The following is an 18,461-nucleotide window of genomic DNA, read 5'->3' as shown; positions in this document are numbered from 1 at the left end:
CTACGCTCGGACGGTGCCCGCCCCCATGGAGCCTGACACCACGCCGGAGGACCACCGCCAGCGCGCGCTCTTGCTCGCCGACCTCGGTCGTTACGACGAGGCCGCCGACGAGATCGCGGCCGGCCTGAGCGCCGCGTCGGGTGGCAGCCCGGGCGACACCCGCGGCGCCGCGTCCGGCCCCGGCGCCACGTCCGACGGCATGTCCGGATCTGACGCCCACGGTGGTGGGGCTGAACGCGGCGCGACGCCCGACGGCGCGGCTGGAGCCGGTGTCACGCCCAGCGGTCCGTGGAGCACCGGGCCCGGCGGCGGCTCGGCGGGTGATTCGGGGACCGGAGCGGCCGAGATCGCCCTGCTGGCCACGCTGGCCCGGATCCACCTGGCCGCCGAGCAGCCGGTCGAGGCCCTGGCCGCCGCCGAGCGCGCCGCCGCGGCCGCGCCCGGCGAGCTGTCGCCGCTGGTGGTGCGCGCGATGGCCCTGACCGACAGTCGGCGTTACGCGGAGGCCGCCCAACTGGCCGGCGAGATCCTGCGGGCCTGGCCGGAGGATCCGTACGCGCAACGCACCGGCGCCGCCCTGCTCAGCGAGTCGCGCAACGGCCAGGAAGCCCTGAACGCCGCGTGGAACGGAGTCCGGGTGGCGCCGGCCGATGCCGAGGCGCACCTGGTGCTGGCCGTGGTCGCCGCCCGGCTGCGGTTGTTCGACCTGGCCCAGCGGGCCTACGCGGAGTCGCTGGACCTCGATCCGGCGATCGGTGACGCCGGCCAGGACATCGGGATCGTCCGGCTGGAACGGCGCCGCTGGGCCCGGGCTCTGGAGGAACTGGCCGAGGAGGCCTCGCTGGGCGCCACCCCGGCCGGACCCGTTGCCGAGCCGCCCGCGACGCCGCCACCGGCCCGGCCGTCCTGGTCCGAGCCGCCGGCGGTCAGCCGCCCGCGCAAGGCGGTGCTCGACATGTCCGGCGACTCGGCCGACGCGGTGCGCGAGACGATCCGGTACGGCGCCAACGGCGCCCTGGTCGCCGCGGTGCTCACCGCCGCGATGACCCTGATCAGCTCCGGCATCTCCCGGGTCTGGGCCGGCCTGATCGGCTTCCTGGTCTTCCTCGCGGTGGTCCTGTGGTTCCGCAGCCGTCTCACCGAGCCGGCCGGCACCGTGCTGGCCCGGCTCCGGGCCGTCGACCGCAGGCTCCTCGCGGCGCTGTACCTGACCTTCGCCGCGCCGTTGTTCCTGGTGGCCTACGCTCTGGTCGGCGGCTTGCCGACACTGATCGCCGGCATGGTCCTGGCCGCGATCGCCGACCTCCTGGTCCTGACCGGCCGCCGTTGAAGCCGCGATCGCCGACCTCCTGGTCCTGACCAGCCGCCGCTGGCGGGCGAGCGGCCAGCCGCCGCTGGTGGGCGAGCGGCCAGCCGCCGCTGGTGGGCGAGCGGCCAGCCGCCGCTGGCGGGCGAGCGACCAGCCGCCGCTGGCGGGCGAGCGACCACCCACCTGCCCGCCAGAGGAAAACGCACCGGCCCACCCCCGCTGGGATATCGACCGCCATGCCCGTATTTTGACCCTCATGGCCGATCTTCTGATTGCCGCCCTGGCCCTGGCCGCCCTGGCCGTCGTCCTGTTCGTCCTGTTCCGGGCCGAAACCCTGGGCCGGGCCTACTTCGCCGCCGGGCTGGCGATCATGACCCTGGCCGCCGCGGCCACCGGCGTCCTGCTCTACCGCTCCCACCGCCCGGACAACCCCGCCGCGAAGACGCCGCCCACCGCCCAGGCGGCCCTGGGCGCCGCCGTCCTCCGCCTGGACCTTCCGCTGCCCCCGGGCGACAAGTACCCGCAGGCCGCCATCCTGCTCCTCGACCCACCCCGCCCCGGCCCGGACGCCTGGACCGGCGACATCTCGCTGATCTGCTCCACCCCCGGCAAGGACGACGGCGCCCAGCACTGCACCGGCGACGACGTCCGGGTCTGGAGCGCCGACCCGCTGGAGAAGCGGTCCGTGGTGGCCCGGGCGGTCGGTGACCCGTTCGGCGGACCGGAGGCGTGTGCCGAGGCCAACGGCGCGACATATCAATCGCAATATATGGAATTGGAGGCCGGCCGGGCGTACTGCATGCGCCGCACGGCCGACCCGAAGCACGTGACCGCCTTCCGGATTCCGGCGTTCCCAGCGGAGAAACCGCTGCCCACGCGCTTGACGATCGAGACGGCGGGCTGGCCCCTCTGAGCACATGGTTGTCCGCTTCGTGCGCGGTCCGTTAGGTTCGGATCGTGTCGACGATGGTGCCTCCGCTGTATGCCGGGCTCGTCGATGACGCGTCCCTGTTGCCGCCCAGCCCGACCGGCCTGGCCGACGCTGAGGCGAAACATCGCGAGCACGCCTCCGCGTGGTACGCGGAGCTGATCGGCGCCCTGCTGGTCCCGGCCTCGGTGGTGGGCACCGAGCCGGTGCCCCGGGTGCCCGCCGCGCTGATCGGCGACATCCCGATCGGCGCGTTGCCGGCGACCGTGGAGAAACTGCGGGCGGCCGGGATGCGGATCGAGCACATCGAGGCCGCGGTGGCCCGCCGCGGCGAGGATCCCCAGCCGGGCCTGTCCCTGCTGCGCGCCTTCGCCGTCGACGAGCACCCGCATCGGGGCGAGAGCCGCATCTGGGCCGAGATCCCGCTCAGCTGGGGCCTGATCGGCGCCCTCGACACCGTGGTCGACGCCCGCACCGAGGGCCTCCCGATCGCCCCCAAGTTCCGCGTCGGCGGCCTGGCCGCCGAGCTCTTCCCCACCCCGGTCGAGCTGGCCGCGGTGATCTGCGCCTGCCGCGACCGGCAGCTCCCGTTCAAGCTGGCGGCCGGCCTGCGCCACGCCACCCGGCACACCGACCCGGAGACCGGCTTCACCCACCACGGCTTTCTGAACGTGCTGGTTGCCACGCTGCTGGCGGTCGACGGCGCCGAGGTGGCCGAGGTGGCCGAGGCGCTGGCCGCCACCCACCCGGTCCCGCTGGTCGAGCCGGCCCGCAGGCACCGGGACACCCCGCGCCCGCTGTTCGCCGGATTCGGCGCGGCCAACGTCGTCGAGCCGCTCACCGAGCTGGTCCGGCTGGGCCTGATCAACGGTGGGTACGAGTGATCTCGCTGGATCGAGCCTGACATACTTCCGGCCGTGACCCGGGTGCTGCTGCGAGTTTCGGTGGCGGTGGTCCTGCTGGTGACCACCGTGCTGGTCGGCTGGCGGATCCTCAAGCCGGCCGAGGTGCTGGCGACCGCCACCTCGCCCTATCCAGAGGCGACCGTCGTCGATCATGCCAAGATCACCAGCCGGCTCAGCCTGGCGCCGCTGCTCGTCGAGGACCGGCTGCGGGTCTACGGTTCGAAGCATCAGGTCCGCGCCGACCAGCCGGTGACCGGCAAGTTCGTGCAGACCGCGCGCTGGTCGCTGCGCCGCTGGCCGGAGCAGCTCAACGCGGTGGTGCTGGCCGGCACGACGGTGGTCAGCCGGTGGTCCGACGGGCAGTTGGTGGCGCTCGACGGGCGTACCGGAAAGGTTTTGTGGCGGGCGAGCGGTCCGGACGCGCCGGACTATGCCGGACACCGGACCGGCGCCGCGGCCGTGTGGTCGCCGCGAGGTCTGCGGGTCGCCGGCGGGTCCGTCGTGGTCGCCGAGGGTCACGACCTTTTGGGGTACGACCTGGGCACCGGAGCCCAGCGCTGGCGCATCGAGACCCCGGCCGCCTGCACCGACGGCTTCACCACGGCCGGCGGCCTCTACCTCTGCGCCACCGGCGCCTACGACGCGAGCAGCGGGCAACCGGCGGCGAACCTGCCGGCCGGCCCGTTCACCCCGCTCGGCTGCCCGGCCGCCGACTCGGGCTGCGCCGGTTTCCGGGACGGCGCCGGCCACGGCTGGCTGGCCGGCGGCCTGGTGCCGTCGCGCTCCGCCGCGCTGGACAACCCGGCCGTCACCCTCGCCGGCACCCTCCCCGTGTCGACCGCCAACGGCGTGGTCACCGCCTACCAGCCGGACGGCGCGGTGAAGTGGACCTGGCCGGCCACCGGGGTGCAACTGCTCGGCGGCAACGCGACCAGGGTTCTGCTGCTGACGCCGAAGCGCGAGCTGATCGGGCTGGACACGGTCACCGGCAAGCGGCGGTTCCGGATCGGCCTGTTCTTCGGGAGCAACGAGGACGACAAGTGGAACCCGGCGGGCGTGTTCGTCTCGGAGCGCTTCGTGGCGATCGAGCGGAAGAGCATGGCCGCGCCGGACGACCCCGAGTCGCCGACCTATTACTACAGCCCGGAGTCGGTGCTGCTCGCGGCGATCTGAGGCGCTGATCACGGCGGGTTCCGGGATCGCACCCGGTGCGACCTGGAATACTTCACGCCCGTGACACGGGTGCTGCTGCGAGCTTCCGCGGCGGTTCTCCTGCTGCTGAGCTCCGCTCTGATCGGCTGGCGGGTGCTCGGTCCGGCCGAGCGGCTGGACACCTCGCCCGAGCCGTACCCGGTTCTGGTGGTCTCCGCTCCCGGGGTGCTGGGCCGGATCAGCGTGGCGCCGCTGATCTTCAACGACCGGCTCCGGATCTACGCCGCCAAGCATCAGCTGCGTGCCGACGAGCCGGTCTACGGTCGCGCGGTCTACACCAGCCGCTGGTCGCTGCGCCGCTGGCCGGAGCAGCTCAGCGGCGTGGTCACCACCGGTACGACGGTGGTCAGCCGGTGGTCCGACGGGCAGCTGGTGGCGCAGGACGGGCGTACCGGAAAGATCTTGTGGCGGGCGAGCGGTCCGGACGCGCCGGACTATGCCGGACACCGGACCGGCGCCGCGGCCGTGTGGTCGCCGCCAGGTCTGCGGATCGCCGGCGGGTCCGTCGTGGTCGCCGAGGGTCACGACCTTTTGGGGTACGACCTGGGCACCGGCGCCCAGCGCTGGCGCATCGAGACCCCGGCCGATTGCGCGGACGGCTTCACCACGGCCGGTGGGGTCGTCGTCTGCCCGGTCGGCGCCTACGACGCGAGCAGCGGGCAGCCGGTGGCGACCTGGCCGGCCGGCCCGTCCACCCCGCTCGGCTGCCCGGTCGCCGACTCGGGCTGCGCCGGGTTCCGCGATGCCGCCGGGCACGGCTGGCTGACCGCGAGTGCGACGCCGCAACGCGCCACCGCCCTGGACCGGCCGGAGGCTACGGTCGCCGCCGGTGTCGTCGTCGCGGCGGCTGGTGGGGCAGTCACCGGGTACGCCCCGGACGGCACGGTGCGGTGGACCTGGCCCGGCGAGGCCCGGGTGCTGGGCGGCTCGTCGACCCAGGTGCTGCTCTTCCGCCCGGATCACCACCTGGTCGTCCTGGACGCCGCCACCGGGGATCGGAGGGCGGACGTCCGCCTCGCCTTCGGCAAGGAGGACGACCTCTGGGAGATCGGCGCTTACCAGATCAGTGAGCACTACCTGGCGATCGAGCGACGCCGCCTCGGCGGTCCGGACGACCCGGACTCGCCGATCTACTACTACACCACCGACACGGTGCTGCTCGCCGGTTACTGAGCCGGTCGGCTGCCGGCGCCGACCGGCACCTCGGCCGGGCGCTCGCCGTCGCGGTGCGTGAGGATCTTGCGGGAGAGCACGAAGGTCACCGGGATGGCGACGACCGCGGCCGCCAGCGGGGCGATCTTCTCGTTCACGTGGACCCACTCGACCAGCACGAAGACGCCCACCGAGGTGACCACGAAGTTCGTCAGGTTGGTCAGCGGGAACAGCAGGAACTTCCGCCAGGTCGGCTTGGTGCGGTACGTGATGTAGGTGTTCAGGAAGAACGAGCCGACCATGCTGATCACGAAGGCGATCACGTAGGCCGGGTAATACGGCAGCCGGGTGTGCAGCAGCAGGTAGAGGACGTAGAACGTGCCGGTGTTGACGACCCCGACGGCGGCGAACTTGGCGATCTGGAACAGCTGGGTCCGCATCAGCCGGGACGCCCCGTGGAGGTTTCCTCGACCGGCCAGCGCTCCTGCGGGGCGGTGCCGCGCTGCGACAGGACCGCCTGAACGCCCGCGCCGCTGCCACGGAACGCGTCGCGTGGCACGTTGGTCTCCTTGACCAGGAAGTGCGGGCGGCGTTTCGACTCGTAGTAGATGCGGCCGATGTACTCGCCGACCAGGCCCAGCATCACCATCTGGAGGCCGCCCAGGCCGACGATGGCGACCAGCAGGGTCACGTAACCGGGGGTGTCGATGCCGTCGACGATCGCCTCGCCGGTGATCCAGGCGGCGTACAGGCCGGCCAGCACGGTGAGGGTCAGCCCGACGTGGATGCCCAGGCGCAGCGGGCGGCTGTTGAACGAGATCAGGCCGTCGAGCCCATAGTTCAGCAGCGAGCTGAAGCGCCACTTGGTGGCGCCCGCCTCGCGGGCCACGTTCTGATAGTCGAAGGTGACGGTGTCGAAGCCGATCCAGGAGAACAGGCCCTTGGAGAAGCGGTTGTACTCCGGCAGGGAGAGCAGCGCGTCCACCGCGGCACGGGAGAGCAGCCGGAAATCGCCGACCCCGTCGGTCAGCTCGACGTCCACCATCCGGTTGATGAACTTGTAGTACGTCTTGCTCAGCAGGCTCCGGACGAACTTGTCACCCTCCCGGGTGCGCCGCGCCACCACCTGGTCGTGCCCGCGGGCGTGCAGCTCGAGCATCCGGGCGATCAGCTCCGGCGGGTGCTGGAGGTCGGCGTCCATGATGACGACCGCGTCGCCGGTCGCCTCGCGCAGACCGGCCAGCATGCCGGCCTCCTTGCCGAAGTTGCGGCTGAACGAGACGTACCGGGTGGTCTCCGGGTTCTTCTCGGCCAGGGCACGCAGGTGCTCCAGGGTTGCGTCCGAGCTGCCGTCATCGACATAACACAGCTCGTGATCGATGGCGAGCTCGGTCAGCGTGGCGCGAACCCGCACATCGAAGAGATCAATGACGTCCTCCTCGTTGTAACAGGGGACGATCACTGAAAGACGCATCGTGTTCACTCCAATGAGGTGGCGACCGCAGAGGGCTGGGCGCTCCTGGCGGGGGCATCGTACACAGCATGGGCGCGCCGGGTGGACTTGCTCTTTGATCAGCACGAAGGGTCAAAACGTCTACAGGGGACGAGCGGCCGCGCCCGCCAGCGCGCGGCCGCCCGGCGTGACCAGCGATTCCTGTGACGTATATCTCTCCGCTGAGGCCTAAGTCACTCGCGCGCCGCCTTGAAAACGAATCTCCTACACTTCCTTTCCGTCCCCCGATCCCGGACTTTCGCCGCCCCGCGAGGCGAAGACCCGCCCCGCCGAGCCGGACAGAAAGAAGTCACATGCCGGAAACTCGACCTTCGCCCTGGCGCAGCGTGACCCTCCAGGTGATCGCCGGCGTGGTCACCGTGGTCGCCGCGAGCCTGCTCGCCGTCATGGCGTACCTGGGGCGGTATGTGCGACCCACCTCGGACGACTGGTGCGCGCTGTGGAAGACCCGGGACATGGGGATCCTCGGCATCACCGAGGACTTCTACCAGACCCAGAACGGGCGGCTGGCCAACGCGTTCATCAGCGGTGTGGTCAACGTCGACGGGCTGGTCGGGATGAAGGTGTTCCCGGCGTTCCTGGTCGCGGCCTTCGGCCTCGGGCTGATGCTGCTGATCCGGGAGGTCTGGCTGCTGCTCGGCTGGCGGGTGCAGTGGCTCATGTCGGCGGCGATCGCCACCGTGCTCGAGGTGCTGCTGTTCGCCGCCGCGCAGAACCCCTACCAGGCGCTGCTCTGGGCGCCCGCGACGATCTCGCACACGCTGCCCACCGCGATCGGTGTCTGGACCGTCACCCTGGGCCTGTGGGCCGGCCGGTCCGGCCCGGCCTGGCTGCGTGGCTTCGCGCTGGTCGTCACGGTGATCGCGGGATTCTGCGTCGGCACCCTGAACGAGCCGTTCATGATCATCGGTGGTCTCGCCGCCGGCACGGTGGGCCTGCTGGTCCTGCCGTGGTTCCGCCAGGTGCGCAGCTGGTACCCGTTCGCCTGGTGCGTGGCCGCCTGCGCCGGCATGGTGACCGGGTACGCGGTGCTCTACACCTCGCCCGGCGCCCAGTGGCGGCGGTCGCAGAACCTGGCCGCCCAGCCGCTGCTGTCGGCCGACAACCTGAGCGGGTCGTACCACGACTGGTCGCGCGTGCTCGACATCCTGTCCTCCGAGTGGACCTACCTGGCCGCCGTCGCGATCGGCGTGGCCGCGGGCCTGCTGGTCACCCCGCGGGACCGGGACGAGACCACCGACGAGACGGTCACCGGGCGCCGCCCGGCGCGCGGGGTGCTGGTCGCCGCGTTCCTGCTGCCGATCCCGCTGCTGCTGCTCGGCTCGTTCGTGATCATCCTGGGCGTCCGGCAGGGCTACGGCCCGACCGGCTGGACGTATTACCGCACCTGGTTCAGCTTCGTGGCGCCGATGGTCTTCGCGCTGCTGGCGTACGGGGTGCTGGCGGGCCGCGGGCTGCGCGCGGTGATGGACGCCCGGCGGGGCACCACGGCGCTGACCGCCGCCCTGGTCACCGCGGTGCTGACGGCCGGCGTCGCGATCGCCGGCGTGGTCTCGCTGGTGCCCCGGGTGGAGTCGCTGCGCGACGCCACCACGGCGCGGGCGGCGCTCTGGGACAAGCAGGACGCGCGGATCCGCCGCCAGGCCGCGGAGGGTGTCACCGTGGTCGGCTACAAGCCGCTGAACATCGCGAACCTCGCCGAGCCGTTCTACACCTCGACCTACTCACGGGACTGGGTCTCCGCCTGCGCCTCCACCTGGTACGGCGTGGACCGGCTCAAGCGCCTGCGCTAGGCCGCGTCGGGCTGCGGGACACCGCTCAGGCGAGCCGCGGGAGCAGGGCGGACCAGGCCTGCTCGGCGGCGCCGGCGATCGGGCCGTGGTCGCCCAGGGCGGCCGGGACGATCGGTGGCGGCGCGGCGCGGTGGATGGACATCAGGCCGTCGCGGTAGGCGGTGGTGATCTCCTCCGGGACGGTGGCCAGCAGGTCGGCGCCGAGCCCGCCGAGCGTGACCAGGTCCGCGTCGAGCGCGTTGACCAGGCCGGCGATGCCGCGGCCCAGGGTCGCGGCGACGGTCCGGACCGCGGCGAGTTCCGGAACGGCCCCGGCGGTGGGCTCGGACCGGGCGGCGGCTGCGGTGATCACCCGGCGGGCGTAGGTGATCGGGTCGGCCGGGAGCGGCTCGCCCAGCAGGCGGGCCAGCGCGTGCCCGTCGACCGCGACACCCCAGCAGCCGCGGGCCCCGCACGGGCAGCGGACCGCCGGATCGCCGAACGGCATGTGCCCGAACTCCCCGGCCGCCCCGCGGGCGCCGATCACCGTGCGGCCGTCCTCCACCACGGCGCCGCCCAGACCGGCCTCGATCCGCAGGTGCAGGGCCATCGACGCGCCGGCCGCGGCGCCGCGGCGGGACTCGGCGGTGGCGGCCAGGGTGGCGTCGTTGCCGGCCGTGAAGACCTCGGCGTCCGGCCAGAGCTCGGTGAGGTCGACGTCGTGCCAGCCGACACCGACGGCCTCCAGGCGGTGGGTGCGGGAGACGGTTCCGGGGACCGAGACGCCCACGGCGCGCGGGCGGTGGGCGTACCGAAGGCGAAGCTCCTGAAGCGCGCCTCGGACCGCGTCGCGGACCTCGGGCCAGGTGGTCCCCGCGTGCCGGCCGGACAGGGCCGCGGCGCTCCGGCCGCCCAGCTCGACCGCCTCGACCCGCCAGGCCTCGTGGGTGATCGCGACGGCCAGCGCGAGCGGGCCCCGCGGGTGCGGCAGCAGCACGGTCGTCGGCCGCCCGCGGGAGCCGCTCGGCGCGGCCGGGCCCTGCACCAGCAGCGCCGCCCGGCTCAGCTTGGTGACCAGCTCGGTGGCGGCGCCGGTGCCGACGCCGAGCAGCCGGGCGGCGTCGGCGCGGGTCACCCCGGGGCTCTGGTGGACCACCCGGAGCAGCGCGATGGAGCGAGTCGTCACAGCCGTTCCCCTTCTTATGCTCTGTCTTGGAGCATATTGTTCGAGGGTGAGTTTCCACCGCCCCGCGCTGGCCGTCATCGGGGCATCAGCGTTCTTCTACGTCGCCGCCGAGGCCCTGCCGATCGGGCTGTTACCGCAGATCTCCGCCGACCTGCACGTCAGCGAAGCCCGGGTGGGCCTGCTGATGACCAGTTACGCCGTGGTCGCCGCACTGAGCACCATCCCGCTCACCGCGGTCACCATGCGGATCCCGCGGAACCGTCTGCTCGCCGTCACGGTAGCGATTTTCGCCGTGTCCCAGGCGGCCGCGACGTTCGCCCCGACCTTTCCGATCCTGGCCGGATCCCGGCTGCTCTGCGCGCTGGCCCACGGCGTCTTCTGGTCGGTGCTCGGGCCGATCGTCGCCCGGCTCGCCCCACCGGACCAGGTCGGCCGGGCCACCGCGCTGACCTCGCTGGGCAACTCGCTGGCCATCGTGCTGGGCGTGCCGCTGGGCACCGCGCTCGGGCAGTGGCTGGGCTGGCGGGTCGCGATCGGGTCGATGGCGGTCGGCGGGGCGGTCTGCGTGGCGCTGCTGCTCGTGGTGCTGCCCGCGCTGCCGCCGCTGCCCCGGGACGTGACGGCCGGCGCCGGGCGGCAGCTGCGCAACGCGGTGCGGATCCTGCGGGACGGGCGGGTGGCCCGGCTGTGCGCGGTGACCGCGGTGCTGGTGGTCGGGCACTTCGCGGCGTACACCTACATCGCGCCGCTGGTGCGCCGGGACGCCGGGCTGGACGGGGCCGGGCTGAGCGCGCTGCTGCTCGGTTACGGCGTGGCCGGGCTGCTGACGACGTACCTGGTCGGACGGCACATCGACCGGCGGCCCGGGCCGCTGATGCTGATCCTGCTCGCCGCGCAGGCGGTGTCGGTGGCGCTGCTCGCCCCGGTCCTCGGGCTCGGGCCGACGATCGTGGCCACGCTCGTCTGGGGCGCCGCCTTCACGGCCATCCCGCCGGTCCTCGGCGCGGTGCCGCTGCGGGTCGCGCCGCACGCCCGGGACGCCGCCTCGGCGGTCTACGTGGTGGCGTTCCAGATCGGTATCGGCAGCGGCGCGTTCGTCGGCGAGCGGTTCGTGACCGCGGGAGGCCTGGGCTGGCTGCCGGCCTTCGCGGGCCTGCTGGCGGCGGCCGCCGGGGTGCTGGTGGTCGCGTCCCGGACGGTGTTCCCGGTCCGGATCAGCGCCGAGGAGCACCACCGGGTGTCCGCGGCGGCGGCCACACACTGACCCGTTAGGGGGTCATTGGTCGCTGGGCAGGGCAAACCTGCCCGGCGACCCCGTAATGTCACCATCGGCCGCAAGGAAGCCTGACCGGCCCGCGGCGGATTCGCGGACCGGTCAGGCGCTGCCTCCGGCTTGATGGTGATCAGACGGCCAGTGCCGCTTCGGTAGCCGCGAGGAAGGCGTCGTTCTCCTCCGGGGTGCCGATGGTGACCCGGACGCCGTCCGGGTGGAAGCCCCGCACGATCACCCCGCGCGCCTCGCAGGCGGCCGCGAACCCGGCGGTCCGGTCCCCGATCGGCATCCAGACGAAGTTGGCCTGGCTGTCCGGCACGTCGACGGAGAGTTTCCGCAGCGCCTCGGTGACCCGCTCGCGCTCGGCGGTGACCAGCGCGCAGCGCCGCACCACCTCGGCCTCCTGCCGCAGGGCGGCGAGCGCCGCGGCCTGCGCCACCAGGCTGGTGGAGAACGGGGTGAGCACCTTGCGCACGGCGGCGGCCACCTCGGGCTGGGCGACCAGGTAACCCATCCGCATGCCGGCCAGGCCCCAGGCCTTGCTCATGGTGCGCAGCACCACGATGTTCGCCCGGTCGGCGTAGGTGTCCAGGCCGTCCGGCACCGCCGGGTCGGTCACCAGTTCCCGGTACGCCTCGTCGAGCACCACCAGCACGTCGGACGGCACCGCCGCGAGGAACCGGTCCAGCTCGGCCTGGTGCAGCGCGGTGCCGGTCGGGTTGTTCGGGTTGCACACGAAGATCAGCCGGGTCCGGTCGGTGATCGCCGCGGCCATGGCGGTCAGGTCGTGCCCGTGTGTCGCGGTGTTCGGCACCTTGACGCTGGTCGCGCCGACACCCGCCGCGATGATCGGGTACGCCTCGAACGACCGCCACGCGTAGAGCACCTCGTCACCCGGCAGGCAGGTGGCTTTCACCAGGATCTCGGCCAGGGCGACGGAGCCGCAGCCGGTGACGATCCGCTCGGCGGGCACCCCGAAGCGCTCGGCGAGGGCGTCCCGCAGGGCCAGCACGCCCATGTCCGGGTATCGGTGCATCTGCCGGGCGGCCTCGGTGACCGCCTCCACCACGCCGGGCAGCGGGCCGTACGGCACCTCGTTGCTGGCCAGCTTGATCGCCTCGGCGATGCCCAGCTCGCGAGCCAGGTCGGCAACGTTGCGACCGGGCACGTACGCGGGCAGCGCGTCCAGGTCGGCGCGGGTCAACCGGGTCATTGGGGTCCTCCTGGGATGTCGCCGCGCGGCGCGGCCTCGACGGTCTGTGTGGCGCCCCGGGGGACCGCGACGACGACGGTGGACGCCGCCTTGTCGTGCCAGGCCTGCCGCAGGCGCGGGTCGAACGTGGGGGAGAGGCAGTCCAGGAACTGGATCACCAGACCCACCAGGCACCACCAGAACAGCGTCCACATGCCGAGCTGGGCCCAGCGGGAGAACCCGCGGCGGAACCCGATCGGCTCGGTGCTGTCCACCCCGACCACCTTGATGCCCATCAGCATCTTGCCGAGTGTCTGCCCCCGGCTGCTGGTCATCGGTGCCTCGTAGAGCAACCAGAGCAGGGTGGCGATCACGATGACCGTCATCTGCAACGTCTGCATCCGGCCGGTCGGCTCCAGCACGTCCGGCTCGACGCCGGCCATCACCTGGTCCACGTAGTGGGTGTAGATCGGCCGGAACTCCTGCCACCACTGGTAGACGAACCAGCCGTTGATCACGATGTTGAGCAGCAGCACGACGGCGATGTCGATCAGCCGGGCGGCCAGGCGCTGGCCCAGGCCGGCCAGCAGCATGCCGTGCGGCCGGGCCTGCGGGACCGGCATGACGTAGGCGTGCGGCGGCTGCGGGTACGCCCAAGCGGGCGGTGGCTGCTGCCAGCCGCCCTGCGGAGGCGGCGGCTGCTGCCAGCCGTGCGGAGGTGGTGGCTGCTGCCAGCCGTGCGGCGGCGGGGGCTGGTGCCAGCCCGGCGGGGGCTGCTGCCAGCCCGGGGGCGGCGGCTGGTGCCACCCGGGCGGCGGACCGTAGACCGGCTGACCGGGCGGCGGCGACGGGGGCGTGGCGTAGGGCTGCGGCTGTGGCGCCACCACCGGGGGTGGCGCCACGGGCGGTTCCGCCTCCACCGGGGGCGGCCCGGCGGGCGGGACCGCATCAGCCGGGATGGCCTCGCCGAGCCAGCCCTCACCGTCCCAGTACCGCTGGGTGGTGGTGTCGGCCGGGTCCTTGTACCAACCCGCGGGAAGGGAACTCATGCGCAAACCTTTACCACGACTGCCTGACGGTTCCCTGCGCCGCCCGTGGGTCACAGGTTGCCGCGCCGCTCCTGCTCCCGCTCGATGGCCTCGAAGAGCGCCTTGAAGTTGCCCTTGCCGAAACCGAGGGAGCCGTGCCGCTCGATCAGCTCGAAGAATACGGTGGGCCGGTCCTGGACCGGGGCCGTGAAGATCTGGAGCAGATACCCGTCCTCGTCGCGATCCACCAGGATCCGGCGCTTTTTCAGCTCCTCGATCGGCACCCGCACCTGTCCGATCCGGGCCCGCAGCTCCGGGTCGTCGTAGTAGGAGTCCGGCGTGTTCAGGAACTCCACGCCGGCTCCGCGCATCGCGTCGACGGTGGTCAGGATGTCGTTGGTGGCCAGCGCGACGTGCTGGGCGCCCGGGCCGCCGTAGTACTCCAGGTACTCGTCGATCTGCGACTTGCGCTGCGAGACGGCCGGCTCGTTCAGCGGGAACTTGACCTTGCGGGTCCCGTCCGCGACGACCTTGGACATCAGCGCCGAGTAGTCGGTGGCGATGTCGTCACCGATGAACTCGGCCATGTTGGTGAAGCCCATCACCCGGCGGTAGAACTCCACCCACTCGTCCATCTTCCCCAGCTCGACGTTGCCGACCACGTGGTCGATCGCCTGGAAGAAGCGCTTCGGGCGGACCGCGACGATCGGGTCCCGGGTCACGAAACCGGGCAGGAACGGACCGTCGTAGCCGGACCGGTCGATCAGCGTGTGCACGGTGTCGCCGTAGGTGGCGATCGAGGCCACCCGGACCGTGCCGTGCTCGTCCTTCTCGTCGTGCGGCTCGCTCACCCCGCGCGCGCCGGACTCGGTCGCGTGCAGGTACGCCGCGTCGACGTCCGGCACCTCCAGGGCGATGTCCGAGATGCCGTCGCCGTGCCGGGCCACGTGGTCGGCCCCGGGCGCCCCGGCGTGCACCATGCCGGTCAGCACGAAATAGGCGCCGCCGCTCTTCATCACGTACTCCGCGTGGTCGCGGTAACCCTGCTCCGGGCCGCGGTAGGCAATGCAGCGCATGCCGAACGCCGTCGAGTAGAAGTGGGCGGCCTGCCGGGCGTTGCCCACGAGGAAGCGCAGGTGGTCGACGCCTTTGACGGGGAAGACGTCGTTGTGTTCCGTCACTTCGGCAATTGTTGCGGGTTTTGCGGCGGAGCCGCCCAGGCTGCTCGTCATGGAGCTGAGGATTGACTTGGGTCACAGGTCTGGGCAACAGTGCGATTTTCGGCTGGTCAATCTGTGCAATCGGTAGAGAGGAGTGGTGAGTTGACCGAGCAGAATGTCCAGCTCGACGAGCTCGACGCGAAGTTGATCGAATTGCTCGCCGGGGAGCCGCGGATCGGGGTGCTGGAGCTGTCCCGGCGGCTCGCGGTGGCCCGCGGCACGGTCCAGGCGCGGCTGGACAAGTTGACCGGCCGCGGCGCGATCAAGGGGTTCGGGCCGGAGGTGGCGCCGGCCGTGATCGGGTACGGGGTGACCAGCTTCGTCACCCTGGAGATCAGCCAGCGGTACGGCCACGACGCCGTGGCCAGCCACCTCGCCGAGATCCCCGAGGTCCTGGAGGCGCACACGATCACCGGCGGCGGTGACATCCTGTGCCGGATCGTGGCCCGCTCCAACGCCGACCTGCAACGGGTGATCGACAAGATCGTCGGCTACGAGGGCATCCGCCGGGCGCACACGATCATCGCGCTGGCCGAGCTGATCCCGTACCGGACCGTGCCGCTGACGAAGGCGGCAACTCTGACATAAGCCCACGACACGGGCTTTCTACGCTCGCAGGGCTGGTGGATCGAGGTCATTAGGGTGCCCGCATGGCCTCGGGCACCTGGAAGGGAGTCACGCTGGTCGCTGCCGTCACGGTCACCGTGCTGGCCACGACCGGGGTGTGGAACCCGTTCCCGAAGCTCTGGGAGTGGGTCAACACGAGTGAGCCGGTCGCGCCCGGGACCACCTGGCAGCAGCGGCTCGGTGGCAGCCCGCAGAGCATCTCGGTGGCCGGTGACGCGGTGATCGTCGAGTACCGGACCTCGGTGGAGGCGTACCACCTGGGCACCGCGGTGCGGATGTGGCAGAGCGACGCGGACTGGGCCGCCACGGCGGGGCAGGGCGCCGACGCGGTGGTGGTCACCGGCCGGCTGCTCACCAAGGGATACCAGGTGCTGGACCCGCGGACCGGCACGGTGCGGCGGGCGGACACCGAGGCGAGCGCGGTCTGGACGTACCGGAACGGGATCGTCGACCTGCGCTGCGCGGGCGGCGACGACTGCCGGCTCACCGCCTGGGACCCGCGGTCCGGCACCCAGCTCTGGTCGGTGGCCACCGGGGGGATCGGCTTCGTGCTGCACGCCGCCAACCCGGACCTGCCCGACGCCCGCCGGCTCGGCACCGGCGACGTGGACGACGACGCGGCCGGCCCGGCGCTGATGCCCGGCCTGCTCGGCCTGCCGGACGGCGACCGGGTCCGGGTGATCGACACCGCGTCCGGCCGCCTGGTGCAGACCGCGCAGGCTGGGGCGGACCAGAGGATCGCGGTGGTCGGCGGCCGGGTGCTCACGATCACCGGCACGGCGAAGGACGGCACCTGCTACTACGGCGTGGTGGCCACCGCGCCGCCGGGCAACCGGGTGGTGTGGAAGCGGGACGGGCTCAACCTGCGGACCGCGGAGAGCGACTGCAAGCAGGACCGGGACCCGGCCGGTGGGTACGACGTGCTGCTCGGCGTCGACCCGTACGGCCGCCAGGAGCTGATCAACGGGGCCGACGGGCGGATCCTCTGGTACGGCGACAAGAGCGCCGAGGTGCTCGCGGTCGACGACCGGTACGCGGTGATCCGCGACGGCGACACCCTGCGCGGCTGGTCGTTCAGCCGGGGCAAGGCGGTCTGGCGGCAGGCTCAGGCCAAGGCCGAGGCGGCCGTCACGCCGCGCGCGGTGATCGTCGTCTCGTCCGGACGGGTGATGGCACTGAATCCGGCGAATGGGGCGGTACGTGCCGATGTGCGTACGGATGCGAAGGTCTTCGCCGCCGCGGACCAAGGTTTGATCTTGGTTTCCGGACGCGACATGGCCTATTTGCCCTACCGCTGACACGCCGACAGACGCGTTTGCCGGGTGCCGGGTGCGCAGCACCCACCCCGGCTGGCCTAGGCTTGCCGCTCATGAGCAGAGGCGCCGCTTTCACCTACTCGCCGCTCTTGCCGACCGGCGACGACTCGACCGAATATCGCCTGGTCACGGACGAGGGCGTGGATGTCGTGGAGGGGCCGGGCGGGCGGCGCTTCCTGACCGTCGAGCCGGCCGCGCTGACCATGCTCACCGCCGAGGCGATGCACGACATCGCGCACTACCTGCGTCCGGCCCACCTGGCGCAGCTGCGCGCCATCATCGATGACCCCAAGGCCTCGCCGAACGACCGGTTCGTCGCGCTGGACCTGCTGCGCAACGCGAACATCGCGGCCGGCGGGGTGCTGCCGATGTGCCAGGACACCGGCACCGCGATCGTGATGGGCAAGCGTGGCCGGCACGTGCTCACCGACGGCCGCGACGAGGAGGCCATCGCGCTCGGCGTCTACCAGGCGTACACCCGGCTGAACCTGCGGTATTCGCAGCTCGCCCCACTGACCATGTGGGACGAGAAGAACACCGGGTCGAACCTGCCGGCCCAGATCGAGCTCTACGCCGAGGACCCGAACGGGCACCCGGACGCGTACAAGTTCCTGTTCATGGCCAAGGGCGGCGGCTCGGCCAACAAGTCGTACCTCTACCAGGAGACCAAGGCGCTGCTGAACCCGCAGCGGATGATGCAGTTCCTGGACGAGAAACTGCGGCTGATCGGCACCTCCGCCTGCCCGCCGTACCACCTGGCCATCGTGATCGGCGGCACCAGCGCCGAGCACGCGCTCAAGACCGCCAAGCTGGCCAGCGCGAAGTACCTGGACAACCTGCCCACCGCCGGCACCATGGCCGCGCACGGCTTCCGTGACCTGGAGCTGGAGGCCGCGGTCCTGGAGCTGACCCGCGACTTCGGGATCGGCGCGCAGTTCGGCGGCCGCTACTTCTGCCACGACGTGCGGGTGGTCCGGCTGCCCCGGCACGGCGCGTCCTGCCCGGTCGCGATCGCCGTCTCCTGCTCGGCCGACCGCCAGGCGGTCGCCAAGATCACCCCGTCCGGCGTCTGGCTGGAGCGGCTGGAGACCGACCCGGCCCGCTTCCTGCCGGACGTCGATCTCAACGAGGAGCCGGTCGTCCAGATCGACCTCAACCGGCCGATGGCCGAGATCCGCGCGGAGCTCAGCAAGTACCCGGTGAAGACCCGCTTGTCGCTGACCGGTTCGCTGGTGGTGGCCCGCGACATCGCGCACGCCAAGATCGCCGAGCGGCTGGACGCCGGCGAGCCGATGCCGCAGTACCTGCGCGATCACGCGGTCTACTACGCCGGTCCGGCGAAGACGCCGGAGGGCTACGCGTCCGGCTCGTTCGGCCCCACCACGGCCGGCCGGATGGACTCCTATGTGGAGAAATTCCAGGCGGCCGGCGGCTCGATGGTGATGCTGGCCAAGGGCAACCGGTCCCAGCAGGTGACCAACGCCTGCAAGACCTACGGCGGGTTCTACCTGGGCTCGATCGGCGGCCCGGCGGCCCGCCTCGCGCAGGACTGCATCCGGCACGTCGAGGTGCTCGAGTTCCCGGAGCTCGGCATGGAGGCGGTCTGGAAGATCGAGGTGGAGGACTTCCCGGCCTTCATCGTCGTCGACGACAAGGGCAACGACTTCTTCGAGGCCGTCACGAAACCGGTGCTGAGCATCGGCAAGCGCTGATCCCGTTCCGGCCGGGCCAAGTTCAAGATCAAATTCATGCTGACTCGGGTCCGCGCTGATCACTGATCGTCGCTCCCGCCAGGGACCCTTCCGGGCCGGGCTGGCCGCTGACGCGT

At 72.1% G+C, this 18,461-nt stretch carries 16 protein-coding genes; 10 read left to right on the top strand and 6 right to left on the bottom strand.

Annotation, left to right across the window (positions count from 1 at the left end):
- The first annotated feature begins 13 nt into the window (after positions 1 to 13).
- The 5 genes from Aiant_RS19240 (at position 14) to Aiant_RS19220 (ending at position 5,527) form a co-directional block, all read left to right on the top strand.
- Positions 14 to 1,330 (top strand): hypothetical protein, encoded by a 1,317-nt coding sequence (locus tag Aiant_RS19240; protein WP_229829785.1) that lies wholly within the window; start codon positions 14 to 16, stop codon positions 1,328 to 1,330.
- Positions 1,331 to 1,565: 235 nt separating this feature from the next.
- On the top strand, positions 1,566 to 2,222 hold the full coding sequence (locus Aiant_RS19235; RefSeq protein WP_189328191.1) for a hypothetical protein: 657 nt from the start codon (positions 1,566 to 1,568) through the stop codon (positions 2,220 to 2,222).
- 44 nt (positions 2,223 to 2,266) lie between these two features.
- Entirely contained in the window at positions 2,267 to 3,121 is an 855-nt protein-coding gene (locus Aiant_RS19230; protein ID WP_189328192.1) for a hypothetical protein, read from the top strand.
- A 33-nt stretch (positions 3,122 to 3,154) separates the two neighbouring features.
- Positions 3,155 to 4,315 carry an outer membrane protein assembly factor BamB family protein gene (locus Aiant_RS19225; protein WP_229829786.1) on the top strand — a complete coding sequence of 387 codons (1,161 nt, stop codon included), beginning with the start codon at positions 3,155 to 3,157 and terminating at the stop codon, positions 4,313 to 4,315.
- Between the two features lie 60 nt (positions 4,316 to 4,375).
- Entirely contained in the window at positions 4,376 to 5,527 is a 1,152-nt protein-coding gene (locus tag Aiant_RS19220; protein ID WP_189328193.1) for an outer membrane protein assembly factor BamB family protein, read from the top strand.
- Here the strand turns inward: Aiant_RS19220 and Aiant_RS19215 are convergent.
- Together Aiant_RS19215 and Aiant_RS19210 are read right to left on the bottom strand one after the other, a co-directional pair.
- Positions 5,521 to 5,946 (bottom strand): GtrA family protein, encoded by a 426-nt coding sequence (locus Aiant_RS19215; protein WP_189328194.1) that lies wholly within the window; start codon positions 5,944 to 5,946, stop codon positions 5,521 to 5,523. The two genes, Aiant_RS19220 and Aiant_RS19215, sit on opposite strands and share 7 nt — an antisense overlap.
- Positions 5,946 to 6,980, bottom strand: coding sequence for a glycosyltransferase family 2 protein (locus tag Aiant_RS19210; RefSeq protein WP_189328195.1), 1,035 nt, complete (start codon positions 6,978 to 6,980; stop codon positions 5,946 to 5,948). Before Aiant_RS19210 ends, Aiant_RS19215 begins: the two co-directional genes overlap by 1 nt.
- 332 nt (positions 6,981 to 7,312) lie before the next feature.
- On the opposite strand from Aiant_RS19210, the gene Aiant_RS19205 reads away from it, so the two are divergent.
- Positions 7,313 to 8,812, top strand: a complete 1,500-nt coding sequence (locus Aiant_RS19205; protein ID WP_189328196.1) for a DUF6056 family protein — start codon at positions 7,313 to 7,315, stop codon at positions 8,810 to 8,812.
- 25 nt (positions 8,813 to 8,837) lie between these two features.
- Here the strand turns inward: Aiant_RS19205 and Aiant_RS19200 are convergent, their stop codons facing one another.
- On the bottom strand, positions 8,838 to 9,977 hold the full coding sequence (locus Aiant_RS19200; protein WP_189328197.1) for an ROK family protein: 1,140 nt from the start codon (positions 9,975 to 9,977) through the stop codon (positions 8,838 to 8,840).
- Positions 9,978 to 10,023: 46 nt separating this feature from the next.
- Between Aiant_RS19200 and Aiant_RS19195 the strand changes: the two genes are divergently transcribed.
- Positions 10,024 to 11,241: an MFS transporter gene (locus Aiant_RS19195; RefSeq protein ID WP_229829787.1), complete on the top strand. Its 1,218-nt coding sequence runs from the start codon at positions 10,024 to 10,026 to the stop codon at positions 11,239 to 11,241.
- Between the two features lie 139 nt (positions 11,242 to 11,380).
- On the opposite strand, the gene hisC is transcribed toward Aiant_RS19195, so the two are convergent.
- Genes hisC through hppD form a run of 3 tightly spaced genes read right to left on the bottom strand, consistent with a single transcriptional unit; the run spans position 11,381 to position 14,702 of the window.
- Positions 11,381 to 12,463, bottom strand: coding sequence for a histidinol-phosphate transaminase (gene hisC, locus Aiant_RS19190; RefSeq protein WP_189328199.1), 1,083 nt, complete (start codon positions 12,461 to 12,463; stop codon positions 11,381 to 11,383).
- On the bottom strand, positions 12,460 to 13,491 hold the full coding sequence (locus tag Aiant_RS19185) for an RDD family protein (RefSeq protein ID WP_189328200.1): 1,032 nt from the start codon (positions 13,489 to 13,491) through the stop codon (positions 12,460 to 12,462). Before Aiant_RS19185 ends, hisC begins: the two co-directional genes overlap by 4 nt.
- A 50-nt stretch (positions 13,492 to 13,541) precedes the next feature.
- The gene (gene hppD / locus Aiant_RS19180; RefSeq protein WP_342358073.1) at positions 13,542 to 14,702 is read right to left on the bottom strand and encodes a 4-hydroxyphenylpyruvate dioxygenase; all 1,161 of its coding nucleotides are present in this window, start codon (positions 14,700 to 14,702) and stop codon (positions 13,542 to 13,544) included.
- 90 nt (positions 14,703 to 14,792) lie between these two features.
- Here hppD and Aiant_RS19175 point away from each other — a divergent pair, with 90 nt between their 5' ends.
- The 3 genes from Aiant_RS19175 to Aiant_RS19165 all read left to right on the top strand — a co-directional run bounded on the left by Aiant_RS19175 (position 14,793) and on the right by Aiant_RS19165 (position 18,345).
- Positions 14,793 to 15,278, top strand: coding sequence for an Lrp/AsnC family transcriptional regulator (locus tag Aiant_RS19175; protein ID WP_189328201.1), 486 nt, complete (start codon positions 14,793 to 14,795; stop codon positions 15,276 to 15,278).
- A gap of 62 nt (positions 15,279 to 15,340) precedes the next feature.
- Entirely contained in the window at positions 15,341 to 16,615 is a 1,275-nt protein-coding gene (locus Aiant_RS19170; RefSeq protein ID WP_189328202.1) for an outer membrane protein assembly factor BamB family protein, read from the top strand.
- A 71-nt stretch (positions 16,616 to 16,686) separates the two neighbouring features.
- Positions 16,687 to 18,345, top strand: a complete 1,659-nt coding sequence (locus Aiant_RS19165; protein ID WP_189328203.1) for a fumarate hydratase — start codon at positions 16,687 to 16,689, stop codon at positions 18,343 to 18,345.
- Positions 18,346 to 18,461 lie beyond the last annotated feature (116 nt).

This window comes from Actinoplanes ianthinogenes (assembly GCF_018324205.1).
Classification (GTDB): Bacteria; Actinomycetota; Actinomycetes; order Mycobacteriales; family Micromonosporaceae; genus Actinoplanes; species Actinoplanes ianthinogenes.
Note: the sequence above shows the minus strand (reverse complement) of the source record. Positions and strands in the feature narration are given on the sequence as shown.

Bases quoted from the DNA above. Each gene is read 5' to 3' on its own strand.
- Aiant_RS19235 (WP_189328191.1), top strand. From the start codon at position 1,566: ATGGCCGATCTTCTGATTGCCGCCCTGGCCCTGGCCGCCCTGGCCGTC.
- Aiant_RS19215 (WP_189328194.1), bottom strand. From the start codon at position 5,946: ATGCGGACCCAGCTGTTCCAGATCGCCAAGTTCGCCGCCGTCGGGGTC.
- Aiant_RS19210 (WP_189328195.1), bottom strand. From the start codon at position 6,980: ATGCGTCTTTCAGTGATCGTCCCCTGTTACAACGAGGAGGACGTCATT.
- Aiant_RS19205 (WP_189328196.1), top strand. From the start codon at position 7,313: ATGCCGGAAACTCGACCTTCGCCCTGGCGCAGCGTGACCCTCCAGGTG.
- hisC (WP_189328199.1), bottom strand. From the start codon at position 12,463: ATGACCCGGTTGACCCGCGCCGACCTGGACGCGCTGCCCGCGTACGTG.
- Aiant_RS19185 (WP_189328200.1), bottom strand. From the start codon at position 13,491: ATGAGTTCCCTTCCCGCGGGTTGGTACAAGGACCCGGCCGACACCACC.
- hppD (WP_342358073.1), bottom strand. From the start codon at position 14,702: ATGACGAGCAGCCTGGGCGGCTCCGCCGCAAAACCCGCAACAATTGCC.
- Aiant_RS19170 (WP_189328202.1), top strand. From the start codon at position 15,341: ATGGCCTCGGGCACCTGGAAGGGAGTCACGCTGGTCGCTGCCGTCACG.
- Aiant_RS19165 (WP_189328203.1), top strand. From the start codon at position 16,687: ATGAGCAGAGGCGCCGCTTTCACCTACTCGCCGCTCTTGCCGACCGGC.